This is a genomic window from Ferrovibrio sp. MS7 (assembly GCF_038404985.1).
In the GTDB taxonomy this organism is placed as follows: domain Bacteria; phylum Pseudomonadota; class Alphaproteobacteria; order Ferrovibrionales; family Ferrovibrionaceae; genus Ferrovibrio; species Ferrovibrio plantarum.
On sequence record NZ_JBBKBA010000001.1, the window covers coordinates 1,003,311 to 1,016,833 of the forward strand.

Below are 13,523 nucleotides of genomic sequence, written 5' to 3' on the forward strand. Positions count from 1 at the left end.
CCCCGGTACTGCCAGGTCCAGAATGCCCGGCTCGCAACGCCAGGGGGCGTCATCGGAGCCCATTTCACTATCATACAGCCTGCACTGGCGCCAATCGCCGCGAGGGCAAAATCAGGCCGATTCCGGTCCAGCCTGGGTCCGCCTTGCGGTTTCGGCGGCGGACTCACGGACCAGGGGCTTGCGGCAGCGGTCCGGCTGGGCCACAACCGCCGTCAATGAGCGAGAAAGTTCCAGATCCAGGCGGCATCGACGCCCGCATGGCCGAGGCCTGGCGGTTGCAGACCGATGGCCAGGCCGAGGCGGCGATGGCGCTGTACCGGGCCGTGCTGGCGGAAACCGATGGCCGCCATGCCGGGGCGCAGCTCGGCCTCGGACAATGCCATATGGAGCGCGGTGAGCGCGACCTCGCCCTGCATCACCTGCGTCTGGCGCGTGAGCTGGCGCCGCAATCCGGCGCCATCGCGCATCTGGTCGACTCGCTGTCCGGTACCACCACGGAACGCGCGCCGGATGACTATCTGCGCTGGGTTTTTGATGGTCATGCCGGCAGTTTCGACCGCCATCTGGCGGCGCTGAAATACCGTGGGCCGTGGATGATTCAGGCACTCGCCAAGCGGGCCTGGCAGCCCGATGCCAGCCGAGCCATCCTCGATCTCGGCTGCGGCACCGGGTTGAACGGCCCGCTGTTCCGGCCCTATGCGCGCGGCCTCGATGGCATCGACCTGGCGCCGGCCATGCTGCAACAGGCAGCGCGCCGCCTTTTCAACGGCCGCCCGGCTTATGACCGGCTCGCCGAGGTTGAAATCCATGCGTTTCTGGAGCAGGTGCCGGCACGGGTCTACGACGCCATGCTCTCGACCGATGTTTTCATCTATATCGGGCGTCTGGAGCGGTTTTTCGCGCATGCCGCGCGGGTCTTGTCCCCCGGCGGGGAAATACTCGCTACCATTGAGCGCGGCGAGCCCGAGGAACCGGTGCGGCTGATGCCGACCGGCCGCTACCGCCAGAGCGATGCATACATTGCCGGCCTTGCCACTGCACATGGTTTCACCATCGCCGATACGCTGGAGGCGCCGCTGCGGGTGGAACAGGGCCGTGAGGAGCCAGGCAGGGCCTATCGCCTGGTCCTTGGCGCCTGATTCCATTGGATTCCCGATCCTCTCGGGGCTTTCGTCCGGTCAATTGTGGACGATTCGCGGCAAACTGCGCCATTTTTGTCACGCTAGACGGACCTCTCCTGCTTGTGGCCGGTAGTGAATCGCCCCTTATATTTACCGGAAATCCGATATTTATTTGATTGAATGTGGCCCTTCTGCAACACCCATGGCAAAAAGGTGGCGTTGATTGCCACTTTTGTTGACAGGGTGGGGGGCGAAATGGCTTCATCTCGGACGATCAGTTAGCCCAGCCGGGCTGATTGTTCTCTGCTAGTTACTAGCTCTGAAACCTTTATGACCCCGGTGGGAGAGGAAAGAGGAATGAAGAAGACTCTGCTTCTGCAAACCGCGCTCGTGGCCGCTGCTGGCGTGATGCTGGCTGACGCTTCGTTTGCGCAGGTGAAGGCTGAGCCGCTCGGCGTGACCGTTGGCGGCTACATGACCCGTACCTTCAAGGTGCAGGACCGCGACAAGGTGACCGGTTCGGCCCAGACCGACAAGTCCGCTGCCACCTTCGGCGGCCCGGACGCGGAAATCTGGTTCAGCCTGCGCGCTGTGCTGGACAACGGCCTCCGCATCGGCGGCCGCGTTGAGCTGGAAGGTGCCACTGACGGCGACCAGATCGACGAATCGTACGTGTGGTTCGAAAATGACCTCGGCCGTATCGAGCTCGGCTCGACCGACCGCGTCGCTTCGAAGATGCAGTACTTCTCGCCGAACGCCACCCTGTCGGGCCAGAACACCGGCCAGGTGTCTGAAAACGCCGTCTTCGTGACCCCGGCGAACAACCGCGCTGGCGGTGTGACGATGTGGTTTGCCAACGCGTCGAACGACGCTGAAGGCATCAACTTCTACACCTCCTCGAACCGCTACTTCGGTTCGAAGGCTGGCAAGGGCCTGCAGCTCGGCTATTCGTACACCCCGGATGGTTGCCAGGATTACAACAACGCTGGTGGCCAGTTCGCCGCCGCCGCCACCATCACCAACTGCGATGCTGGCTTCGGCAACACCAACAACGGCACCACTCGCAACCAGCACACCTTCGCTGGTAACTACCTCGAGTCGTTCGGTGACTTCAACGTCGCTCTGTACGGTGGCTACATCAGCAACCGCGCTGAGCCGGGTGCTGCCACCGCTGCGAACGCCGTTCCGAAGCGCGTGACCGGCTGGCAGGCTGGCGCCCAGGTTGGTTACAACCTCGGCGGCGGTTCGACCATCACCGTTGGTGGCGGTCTGAAGGACGAAGAAGTGTCGCGCAACGACGCTGGCAACGCCATCGACCGCAAGGCCTATGTCGTTGGCGTGTACTACCTGTCGAACGGCGCTGCGCCGGGCTCGATCGGTGTGGGCGCCGATTACTGGTGGGCGAAGGGTGAAGAAACCGCTGCCAACGTCAAGCAGGGCGATGACAAGGGTAAGGTGTTCCAGGTGGGCGTGAGCTACCAGCTCGCCACCGGCATCAAGCTCTACGGCGGCGCCGGCACCTACAAGTACACCGACGGCAATGGCGCTGCTGCCAACGAGTCGAAGGCGAACTTCGGTCTGCTCGGTGTGAACCTGGTGTTCTAATCCATCCGCAAGGATTGGTTAGCGGAAAGGGGCAGGGAAACCTGCCCCTTTCTTTTTTTGCCCAACGCTTCCGATCTCAGCCGGATTATTTGTGTTGATCAACTCCGGCCCCGGTGTGATGGTGGTTACGTCCTGGGCAATGGTTGCCTGTCTGCTGATCACATTGGTTTGACTATTCTGCCGCCCTATCCAGTTGTTGCGTGATGCCTCCCCCGAATATCCCCGGGCATCTTTGGAAGGGACTAGACTGCATGATCAAGAAAGCTCTTTTGCTGCAAACCGCGCTGGTCGCCGCCGCTGGCGTCGTGCTGGCCGATACCGCCTTCGCGCAGGTGAAGACCGAACCGCTCGGCGTCTCCGTCGGCGGTTACATGACCCGCACCTTCAAGCTGCAGGACCGCGACAAGCAGACCGGCTCGGCCCAGACCGACAAGTCGGCGGCGACCTTCGGCGGCCCGAATGCGGAAATCTGGTTCAACCTGCGTGCTGTGCTGGATAATGGCCTGCGTGTCGGCGGCCGTGTCGAACTCGAAGCCGCCACCGATGGCGACCAGATCGACGAATCCTATCTCTGGTTCGAAAACGATCTCGGCAAGATCGAGATCGGTTCCACCGACCGCGTCGCGGCGAAGATGCAGTATTTCTCGCCCAACACCACGCTGCCGGGCCAGGATAACATTTCCACCGCCACTTCGGAAAATGCGCCTTTCGTGGTGCCGACGAATAACCGCGCCGGCCCGACGCAGATGTGGTTCTCCAACCACGGCAACGACACCGAGGGCGTGAACTTCTACACCTCGTCGAACCGCTATTTCGGTTCCAAGGCGGGCAAGGGCCTGCAGCTCGGCTTCTCCTATGTGCCCGATGGCTGCCAGGACTATAACAATGCCGGCGGCCAGTTTGCCGCTGCCGGTAACATCACCAACTGCGATGCCGGTTTCGGCAACACGGTGAATGGCTCGGTCCGCAATCACTTCAATGTTGCGGCGAACTACATCGAGTCGTTTGGTGATTTCAGCGTCGCGCTCTCGGCCGGCTATGTGAATACCCGCATCGAAAGCGTCGGTCTCAACACCCAGACCAATGTCGGCACCGCGGGCCAGTCGCGCAAGGATGGCTGGCAGGCCGGTGGCCAGCTCACCTACGCGCTCGGTGGCGGTTCCACCATCGGCGCCGGTGGCGGCTATAAGTCGGAAGAAGTCACTGCCACGCTCGATCGTCGCGCCTGGATCCTCGGCTTCCTCTACACCACCAATGGCAGCCAGCCCGGCTCCATCGGTGTCGGCGGCGATTACTGGCATGCGGTCGGCAAGGAAACCGGCTTCGCTGATGACAAGGCCGACATCTACCAGCTCGGCGTCAGCTACATGCTGGCCACCGGCATCAAGCTCTATGGCGGTGCCGGCACCTACGAGTTCAAGGATGGCAATGGCGTTGCGGCCAACCAGTCGAAGGCCAATTTCGGCGTGCTCGGCGTCAACCTGACTTTCTAAGCCAGCGTATCGGCTGAACGGAAAAGGGCGGGGCTTCCCCGCCCTTTTTTTGTTGTTGAGACGGATGACGCAAAGCAAAAAGTCACAGCCTGTCTGGCCTGAGATCGCCGGGTCAAGCCCGGCGATGACGACTTAGTATATTGCTCGTCATGCCCGGCCTTGAGCCGGGCATCTCATGCCGTGTGGGCCGAGGCGGCCATCAACGCGATTTCAGAACAGCAGATGCGCCGCCAGCAGCGCGGCAATGATGCCGAGCAGCCAATGCAGTTTGCGGTCCGGTTTCACTTGCGGCGCCGGCTGTGCCTCACTCTGGGCCGCCAGTATCTCGATATCGCGCAGCAATTTCGGCAAGCGCCGCAAGGTCGCCACGCCTTCCGCGATGCCATCGCGGATCTGCGCCTCCGGGCCCATATTCTGGCTGGCCCAGTCGGCCACCACGGGGCGCGAGGCTTCCCAGAAATTCACTTCCCTGTCCAGGCTGCGCGCCACGCCCTCCACCGTCACCATGGTCTTTTGCAGCAGCAGCAGATGCGGCTGCGTGCGCATGCCGAAGGTCTCGGTGATCTGGAAAAGTTGCGCCAGCAGCCGGCCAATGGAGATTTCCGCCACCGGCTTGCCGAGGATCGGCTCGCCAATGGAGCGGCAGGCCTGGGCGAAAGCTTCGACCGTGCGGCCCGAGTCGGGATCGAGTGGCACATAGCCGGCCTCGATATGCACTTCCGCCGCGCGGCGCCAATTGCCGGCCAGGAAGGCGCCCAGCATCTCGGCCATGAAGCGCCGCGTGCCTATGTCGATGCGGCCCATGATGCCGAAATCCACTAGCTGCAATTTGCCGTCGGCGGCGACGAACAGATTGCCGTGATGCATGTCGGCGTGGAAATAGCCGTCGCGCAACGCCTGGCGCAGGAAACTCTGGATCACGCGCTCGGCCAGCTTCGGCAGGTCATGGCCGGCGGCGATCAGCGCGGCGCGGTCCTCGATCGGGATGCCATCGATGCGTTCCAGAGTCAGCACGCGGCGCGCGGTGCGGTTCCAGTCCGGGCGCGGCACATGCAGGTCCGGATCGTCACGGAAATTGTCGGCGATCTCGGACGCGGCGGCCGCTTCCAGCCGCAGATCGAGTTCGATCGCCACCTGCTGCGCCACGGTCTCGATCACCGCGCGCGGCCGCAGCCTTTGCAAGCCGTCGACGCAGTCCTCGGCCAGGCCAGCGAGCCAGGCAAACAGCGCCAAGTCGCGTGCGAAAGCCGCTTCCACCTGTGGCCGCAGCACCTTCACGGCAACTTTCGCGCCTTCCGGCGTTTCGGCGAAATGTACCTGCGCCACGCTGGCCGCCGCCACCGGCTCCGGCTCGAAGCCGATATAAAGCTGCTCCAGCGGGGCGCCAAGTTCGCTCTCGATTGCTGCTTTGGCGTCGCTCCACGGGAAGGGGGGCAGCTTGTCGCGCAGCCGGCCGAGATCCTCCGCCATGGCTGCGCCGACGATATCGGGTCGCACGCTCAAGACCTGGCCGAGCTTGATGAAGCTGGGGCCGAGTTCCGCCATGGCGGCGGCCAGCCGCTCGCCCTCGCGCAGCTCTGGCCGGCGCCTGCCGAACAGGGATTGGAACAGCGAGGCGGCGAGCTTGATGCCACCGGGCAGCGGTGCCTGCTGTGCCGGGAACAGCGCATCATGGCGTGCCAGGATGCGGCCGATCTCAAACAGGCGGCTCAAGTGACCAGCATTCGGCAGCATCAGAGGCGCCAACCCGAATGCATCGCGGCGATGCCGCCGGAAAGGTCGCGGTATTTCACATTGCCGAAGCCGGCTTCGCGGATCATCGCCGCGAAAGTTTCCTGGTCGGGAAAGCGGCGGATGCTTTCCACCAGGTAACGATAGGAATCAGCGTCCCTAGCCACCAGTTGGCCGATCTTCGGCAGCAGATGGAAGGAATAGACGTCATAGGCCTTGGCCAGCGCCGGGTTGCGCACGGCGGAGAATTCCAGGCAGAGGAAGCGCCCGCCCGGCTTCAGCACGCGGTAGGCTTCACGCAGGGCCTGGTCGATATGAGTGACGTTGCGGATGCCGAAGGCGATGGTATAGGCATCGACGCTGCGGTCGGGCAGCGGCAGCACCTCGGCATTCATGCAGGTCCAGGTCAGGCGGTCCAGCCTTGTCTGGTCGATGGCGCGGCTGCGGCCCTGGTCCAGCATCGCGGCATTGATATCGGCCACCAGGATAGTGGCTTCTGGCGCGCGGTCATGGATGCGGAAGGCGATATCGCCGGTGCCGCCGGCCATGTCCAGCACGGTGATCCGCCCGCGCGGATCAAGCCAGTCGACCATGGCGTTTTTCCACAGCCGATGCACGCCTGCCGACATCAGGTCGTTCATCAGGTCGTAGCGCGGCGCCACGCTCTCGAACACCTGGCGCACCAGGCGGACTTTCTCCGCCTCGGGCACCTGGGTGAAGCCGAAATGGGTCTCGTTACCAGGGTCGTGAACCATGGGCGGACCATAGCCGAAACAGGGCCGGCGCGGTATAGACAGCGGGCGATGCCTGAACTGCCCGAAGTGGAAACCACCCGCCGTGGCCTGGCCATGAAACTGGCCGGGCACCGCATCGAACGCATCGAGGCGCGGCGGCCCGACCTGCGGTTTCCGCTGCCGAAGGATTTTGCCCGCCGCATCCAGGGCCGCGCCGTGCTGGCGCTGGAACGTCGCGCCAAATACATCCTGGTGCAACTGGAAGGCGGGCTCACCTGGCTGATCCATCTCGGCATGTCGGGCCGCATGGTGATGCGCCAGGGCTGGCCCAACGATATCGGCCCGCATGACCATGTGATCTTCGCCACCGAGACCGGCTGGGCGGTGACGTTTAACGACGCCCGCCGCTTCGGCATGATGGACTTGATCGAGGCCCGCGACCTCCCCAGCCACAAGCTGCTGAGCAATATCGGCCCGGAACCGCTGGACGATGCCTTCACGCCGGCCGTGCTGGCGGCGGCCCTCAAGGGCAAGCGCACGCCGATGAAGGCCGCCCTGCTGGATCAGCGGGTGGTGGCGGGCCTGGGCAATATTTACGTCTCGGAGGCGCTCTACCGCGCCGGGATACACCCGGAAAGGCTGGCCGGCTCGGTGGCGCCCAAGCGGCTCGACCGCCTGGTGCCGGCGATCAAGGCGGTGCTGCTGGAGGCGGTGGAGGCCGGCGGGTCGTCTTTGCGCGATTACGTGCAAACGGATGGGGAACTTGGCTATTTCCAGACCCGCTTCCGGGTCTATGACCGCGAGGACCAGCCCTGCCAGACCTGCAAGCGCCCGGTGCGCCGCATCGTGCAGTCTGGCCGCTCGACATTTTTCTGCGGCAACTGCCAGAAATAGCCCCCCGGCGCACCGGGGCCGCCCCTTTCCAAATCCGCCCTGAGGTGGCATGGTCCGGCCCATGTTCGGACCCGGCCAGACCGGCATTTGCGCCCCCATTCGGGGCTGCCCCGCCCAGCCTCGTGGCAGGCTGCGCTGACGCACATAAAAAACCAAGGGAAGCGGCATGAGCTATGAAATGATCCTGGTGGAAACGCGCGGCCAAGTCGGCCTGATCACGCTGAACCGCCCGCAGGCGCTGAATGCGCTTTGTGCCCAGCTCATGGCCGAAATGACCCAGGCGCTGGATGCCTTCGAGGCCGATGCCAATATCGGTTGCATGATCATCACCGGTTCCGAGAAGGCCTTCGCCGCCGGTGCCGATATCAAGGAAATGAAGTCCAAGACCTATACCGACGTCTATGCCGAGGACTTCATCACCGCCGGCTGGGAGCGCGTGACGCGCTGCCGCAAGCCGGTGATCGCGGCGGTGTCGGGCTTCGCGCTCGGCGGCGGTTGCGAACTGGCAATGATGTGCGATTTCATCCTCGCTGCCGATAACGCCAAGTTCGGCCAGCCGGAAATCAACCTCGGCACCATTCCGGGTGCCGGCGGCACCCAGCGCCTCACCCGTTTCGTCGGCAAGTCGAAGGCGATGGAAATGTGCCTTACCGGCCGCATGATGGATGCGGCGGAAGCAGAGCGTTCCGGCCTGGTCAGCCGCGTGGTGCCGAAGGAGCAACTGCTCGAGGAAGCCTTCAAGGCCGCCAACCGTATTGCCGAACTCTCGCGTCCGGTGGTGATGATCGCCAAGGAAGCGGTGAACCGCGCCTACGAGACCACGCTCACCGAAGGCGTGCGCTTCGAGCGTCGCGTGTTCCACTCGACCTTCGCTTTCGAGGACCAGAAGGAAGGCATGGCCGCTTTCGCCGAGAAGCGCAAGCCGGCCTTCAAGAACCGCTAAGGACGCAGGACGATGGCACCCAAGGCGCGCAAGAGCGTGGAAGCGGCGGAGACGGATGCGTCGGTAGCCTTGCTGCCGGCGGGTCTGCGCGACGTGCTGCCGCCGCGCGCCGATTGGGAAGCCTTCGCCTCCGAAAGCCTGCTCGCCAGTTTCGCCGCGCGCGGCTATGCCCGCGTCAAGCCGCCGCTGATCGAGTTCGAGGAAACCCTGCTGGCCGGCTCCGGCCAGGATCTCGCCGGGCAGATGTTCCGCGTCATGGATCCGGTGTCGCAGCGCATGATGGGCCTGCGCAACGATATCACGATGCAGGTGGCGCGCATTGCCGGCAGCCGCCTCAAGCTGGCGCCGCGCCCGCTGCGCCTTGCCTATGCCGGCCAGGTTTTGCGCGTGCGCGGTTCGCAACTCAGGCCCGAGCGGCAATTCGCCCAGGCCGGTTTCGAGCTGATCGGCGCCGCCTCGCTCGCCGCCGATGTGGAAACCGCCTTGCTGGCGGCGGAAGCGGTGGCGAAGCTCGGCGTGAAGAATCTCTCGCTCGATATCACCCAGCCCTTGCTGGCGCCGGCGATCACCGCCGCCCATGGCCTCGATGAGCGCAAGGCCAAGGCCGCGCGCCGGGCGCTGGACCGCAAGGACGCAGCGGAACTCAAGGCTGTTGGCGGTGCTGCGGCTCCCGATCTGCTGAAGCTGCTGCCGCTGGCCGGCCCCGCCGATGCGGCGATCAAGGGCCTGAAAGCCATGAAGCTGCCGGAAGCGGCGGCTGCCATTGTCGCCGATCTCGATAAACTGGTGGCGGAAGTCTCAGGCGCTGCGCCGGACCTGCTGCTGACGCTGGATCCCGGCGAATTCCGCGGTTTTGAGTATCACAGCGGCATCAGCTACACGCTGTTCGCGCGCAATGTGCGCGGCGAACTCGGCCGTGGCGGCCGCTATGTCACGCCGGGCGGCGAAACCGCCACCGGCTTCACGCTGTATCTCGACAGCGTGATGCGCGGCCTGCCGCCGATGCCGCCGAAGCAGATGGTGTATCTGCCGCATGGCACGGCGCATGCCGTCTCGGCGCGGCTCCGCGCTGAAGGCCACAGCACCTGGGCGGCGCTGGAACCGGAAGGCGACAACGGCGCCAAGGCGGCGAAGTCGGCCAATTGCAGTCATTGGTGGGACGGCAAGACCGTCCGCGCTGTTTAAAAAGTTTCAAGCCTAAGGAATCGCGCGATGAGCAACGTGGTGGTGGTCGGTGCCCAGTGGGGCGACGAGGGTAAGGGCAAGATCGTCGACTGGCTGTCGCTTCGCGCCGATGCGGTGGTGCGTTTCCAGGGCGGCCATAATGCCGGCCACACCCTGGTGATCGATGGCGTCACCTACAAGCTGTCGCTGCTGCCGTCCGGCATCGTGCGGCCGGGCAAGCTGTCGGTGATCGGCAGTGGCGTAGTGGTGGATCCCTGGGCCTTGCTCGCTGAAATCGAGAAGCTGCGCGGCCAGGGCGTCGCGGTCAGCCCGGCAACGCTGAAGCTCGCCGACAATGCCACGCTGATCCTGCCGCTGCACCGCGAACTCGACGGTCTGCGGGAAGATGCCGCCGAGGGCGTGAAGATCGGCACCACGCGGCGCGGCATCGGCCCGGCCTATGAAGACAAGATTGGTCGCCGCGCCATCCGCGTCTGCGACCTCGCCGATGGCGTCGCGCTGGAGCGCAAGGTGGATGGTCTGCTGGCGCACCACAATGCGCTGCGCAAGGGCATGGGTGCGCCGCTGGTGGACCGCGCCGAACTGATGCGCCAGCTTGCCGAGATCGCGCCTGCCGTGCTGGCCTATGCCGTGCCGGCCTGGGCGGAACTTGACGAGATGCGCCGCGCTGGCAAGCGCATCCTGTTCGAAGGCGCGCAAGGCTCGCTGCTCGATGTCGATCACGGCACCTATCCCTTCGTCACCTCGTCGAACACGCTGGCCGGCCAGGCCTCGGCGGGTTCCGGCCTCGGGCCGGGCGCGCTGAATTATGTGCTCGGCATCGTGAAGGCCTATACCACGCGCGTCGGCGAAGGCCCGTTCCCGAGCGAACTCACCGACGAGATCGGGCAATGGCTGGGCGAGAAGGGCCATGAATTTGGCGTCGTAACCGGACGCAAGCGCCGCTGCGGCTGGTTCGATGCCGTGCTGGTGCGCCAGACCGTGAAGCTGAACGGCATCCATGGCATCGCGCTGACCAAGCTCGATGTGCTCGACGGCCTGAAAGAAGTGAAGCTCTGCGTCGGCTATGAGCTGAACGGCAAGACGCTCGATTACTTCCCCTCCAGCATGGCCGATCAGGCGGCGGCGAAGCCGGTTTACGAGACCATGGAAGGCTGGCAGGATTCGACGCGCGGCGCGCGGTCGTGGACGCAGTTGCCCGGTGAAGCGGTGAAGTATGTGCGCCGCATCGAGGAACTGATCGGCGCGCCGGTGGCGCTGCTGTCCACCAGTCCGGAGCGCGACGACACCATCCTGATGAAGGATCCCTTCGAGAACTAAGTGCTGCGAGAATTAAGCCGCGGTTGGGCGGCTGGATTCGGGCGCAGGAACTACGCCATTCGGGCGCGGTAGAAATCCGAATACGGCGTTTCTCGCGCATATTCCGTCGCATTGCTATTCGATGCAGAACGCTGCGCGTGTCATACGCGCGGCAATTGCCGGCGTTAGCTGAAAATAACTCTCTATAATCAGAAGCTAATTTCTGTTTCCGACTAATGGGCTTAAATTGTGCCGCAACAACACCGCCTTTCGAAGGAAGTTGTAGCAATGCTCCGCACCCAGCAAGCCCAGTCCGATCAGACCCGTTTCGACGATATCGACGGCATCTGTGAAGCCATCTGTCTCGATGCCGTGGAAGTCGCCAAGGCGACCCGCGTCGGCATCTGGTTGTTCGACGAAGACGGCGCGATGATCTGCCAGCGCCAGCTTGATGGCCGCGATGGCAGTTTCAGCCAGGGCAAGGTGGTACCGCGCGACGAAGCCGAGGTCTATATCAAAGCGGCGTCCGGCGGTGTGAGTGCCGCGATCAATACCGAGGACGCGCCGCAGCTCAATCAGCCGGCACTCGATCCGGATGGGCAGCAGGCCGGCGGATTGCAGGACCGTCTCGATCTGCTGCTGGTCGATAGCCGCAACCAGCCGACTGCAATGTTCTGCTGCGAACGCCTGGATCAGTCGGGCAATTGGCGCGAACGCGATATCTATGTGCTGCGCAAGCTGGCGCAGGCACTCTCGGGTGCGATCCGCGATTTCGGCAGCGCACCGCCGCTGATGCCCAAGGCCGAGGAATTCGACGAGGTCGACCTTTTCCAGCGCCGCGAGGAAGAGCGCCAGTGGCTTCACTGATCCTTTCTGGCACCGCCTGAAACGACAATGGCCCGCCTGACGGCGGGCCATTTGCTTATGAGTGCTTTTGCGGGCGGCGGCTTACAGCGCGGTGATGCCATCGCGGATGGCGGCTTCGCGCACCGCTTTCTGCACCTTCTCGAAGGCGCGCACCTCGATCTGACGCACGCGCTCGCGGCTGATGTTGTAGCGCGCCGAAAGGTCTTCCAGCGTCGCCGGCTCGTCCACCAGGCGGCGCTGGACCAGGATGTCGCGCTCGCGCTCGTTCAGGCTGCCCATGGCGTCGATCAGCAGCTTGTGGCGCAGGCCGCTTTCCTGGCCCTCGGCCAGGCGGGTTTCCTGGCTCGGGGTTTCATCCACCAGCCAGTCCTGCCACTGGGCATCGCCCTCCTCATCGCCGCGCAGCGGCGCGTTGAGGCTGCTATCCGGGGCCGCCAGGCGGCGATCCATGGCGATCACATCCTCGCGCGCCACGTCGAGCTGCTTGGCGATGGTTTCCACCTGCTCAGGCGTGAGCTGGCCGCCATCAATGGCCTTGAGCTGGCCACGCATGCGGCGCAGGTTGAAGAACAGCTTCTTCTGGGCGGCGGTGGTGCCGATCTTCACCAGCGACCAGGAACGCAGGATGTATTCCTGCATCGAGGCGCGGATCCACCACATGGCATAGGTGGAGAGGCGGAAGCCGCGGTCGGGATCGTAGCGCTTCACCGCCTGCATCATGCCGATATTGCCCTCGGCGATCAGTTCGCCTAAGGGGAGGCCATAGCCGCGATAGCCCATGGCGATCTTCGCCACCAGGCGCAGATGGCTGGTCACCAGCTTATGGGCGGCTTCCACGTCGCCACGCTCTTTCCAGGACTTGGCGAGCATGAACTCCTCTTCCTGTTCCAGCATTGGGAAACGCCGGATTTCGGAAAGGTAACGGGACAGGCCGCCATCGGCGGAAATGGAAGGTACAGTCAGACTACGAGACATGGTGCTATCAACTCCCCCGGCCGGGTTCGCCCCGGACGTTAGCGAAGATGTGGTATCTGGATCGCTCATGTTCAATATCTGACGGGCCGATTGCGGCGGAAATGGGGCCGCAACTGGAAACATTGTAAATGGAGTATTTACCGGATTTCCGGCAAATACCTATCAATCTCCCAGGGGCCGAAGGCAATCGCGACCATGATCATGGTCACAATCCCGCCAGCCCCCAGCGGCAGCAGCAATCCCTCCATGTCGTAGAATCGGCCGTCATAGAATTCCCGCCGCTGCACCCGGCGCGGCACCGCTCCCTGAACCAGGGCGGCATAGCTCGCCTTGAGCTGCTCAGCGAATTCCTGGCCCGGGTAATCCTCCAGGTAACGCCCTGTCAGATCGCGCCCGGCATGTTCCACCACATGCACGCCAACCAGCCGGAAGCGGAAGCGATGGCCGTCGCCGCCAGGGTCGCTTTCCACATCCACCAGCACGATGGAGCCGAGCATATAGCGGAAATCCAGCGGGTCGAGATCGACGCGCTGCGGCATCGCCCGCTCGCCGCGCCGCTCGCACCAATAGGCCAGCAGGCGGCACAAGTCGGGGTTGACCAGGCCCAGGGCTTCGGCAGTCACGCTCATGCCGGAACCCTAGCCCAATGAGGGATGTGGCGTCGCATTATTTTACG

At 64.1% G+C, this 13,523-nt stretch carries 12 protein-coding genes; 8 read left to right on the forward strand and 4 right to left on the reverse strand.

The features are described 5' to 3' along the window. Positions 1-215: 215 nt before the first annotated feature. From V6B08_RS04830 to V6B08_RS04840, 3 genes are all read left to right on the forward strand, one after another. Positions 216-1,139 carry a class I SAM-dependent DNA methyltransferase gene (locus V6B08_RS04830; protein WP_341978593.1) on the forward strand — a complete coding sequence of 308 codons (924 nt, stop codon included), beginning with the start codon at positions 216-218 and terminating at the stop codon, positions 1,137-1,139. Between the two features lie 339 nt (positions 1,140-1,478). After that, positions 1,479-2,726: a porin gene (locus tag V6B08_RS04835; protein WP_341978594.1), complete on the forward strand. Its 1,248-nt coding sequence runs from the start codon at positions 1,479-1,481 to the stop codon at positions 2,724-2,726. A 251-nt stretch (positions 2,727-2,977) separates the two neighbouring features. Continuing rightward, positions 2,978-4,219, forward strand: coding sequence for a porin (locus tag V6B08_RS04840; protein WP_341978595.1), 1,242 nt, complete (start codon positions 2,978-2,980; stop codon positions 4,217-4,219). Positions 4,220-4,429: 210 nt separating this feature from the next. Here the strand turns inward: V6B08_RS04840 and ubiB are convergent, their stop codons facing one another. Both ubiB and ubiE read right to left on the reverse strand, forming a co-directional pair. Beyond that, positions 4,430-5,953, reverse strand: coding sequence for a 2-polyprenylphenol 6-hydroxylase (gene ubiB, locus V6B08_RS04845; RefSeq protein WP_341978596.1), 1,524 nt, complete (start codon positions 5,951-5,953; stop codon positions 4,430-4,432). After that, on the reverse strand, positions 5,953-6,705 hold the full coding sequence (gene ubiE / locus V6B08_RS04850; RefSeq protein WP_341978597.1) for a bifunctional demethylmenaquinone methyltransferase/2-methoxy-6-polyprenyl-1,4-benzoquinol methylase UbiE: 753 nt from the start codon (positions 6,703-6,705) through the stop codon (positions 5,953-5,955). Before ubiE ends, ubiB begins: the two co-directional genes overlap by 1 nt. 48 nt (positions 6,706-6,753) lie before the next feature. Here ubiE and mutM point away from each other — a divergent pair, with 48 nt between their 5' ends. The 5 genes from mutM (at position 6,754) to V6B08_RS04875 (ending at position 11,872) form a co-directional block, all read left to right on the forward strand. After that, positions 6,754-7,578 (forward strand): bifunctional DNA-formamidopyrimidine glycosylase/DNA-(apurinic or apyrimidinic site) lyase, encoded by an 825-nt coding sequence (gene mutM / locus V6B08_RS04855; protein ID WP_341978598.1) that lies wholly within the window; start codon positions 6,754-6,756, stop codon positions 7,576-7,578. 166 nt (positions 7,579-7,744) lie between these two features. Continuing rightward, positions 7,745-8,521 (forward strand): enoyl-CoA hydratase, encoded by a 777-nt coding sequence (locus tag V6B08_RS04860; protein WP_341978599.1) that lies wholly within the window; start codon positions 7,745-7,747, stop codon positions 8,519-8,521. A gap of 12 nt (positions 8,522-8,533) precedes the next feature. Beyond that, entirely contained in the window at positions 8,534-9,706 is a 1,173-nt protein-coding gene (locus tag V6B08_RS04865; RefSeq protein WP_341978600.1) for an ATP phosphoribosyltransferase regulatory subunit, read from the forward strand. A gap of 27 nt (positions 9,707-9,733) precedes the next feature. Next, entirely contained in the window at positions 9,734-11,026 is a 1,293-nt protein-coding gene (locus V6B08_RS04870; protein WP_341978601.1) for an adenylosuccinate synthase, read from the forward strand. Positions 11,027-11,293: 267 nt separating this feature from the next. Continuing rightward, a complete protein-coding gene (locus V6B08_RS04875; RefSeq protein WP_341978602.1) occupies positions 11,294-11,872 on the forward strand; it encodes a GAF domain-containing protein in 579 nt (192 codons plus the stop codon). Positions 11,873-11,953: 81 nt separating this feature from the next. On the opposite strand, the gene rpoH is transcribed toward V6B08_RS04875, so the two are convergent. Together rpoH and V6B08_RS04885 are read right to left on the reverse strand one after the other, a co-directional pair. Beyond that, complete coding sequence (gene rpoH, locus V6B08_RS04880; protein WP_341978603.1) at positions 11,954-12,847, reverse strand: RNA polymerase sigma factor RpoH; 894 nt, start codon at positions 12,845-12,847, stop codon at positions 11,954-11,956. A 137-nt stretch (positions 12,848-12,984) separates the two neighbouring features. Further along, complete coding sequence (locus V6B08_RS04885; RefSeq protein WP_341978604.1) at positions 12,985-13,476, reverse strand: PAS domain-containing protein; 492 nt, start codon at positions 13,474-13,476, stop codon at positions 12,985-12,987. Positions 13,477-13,523: the final 47 nt, after the last annotated feature.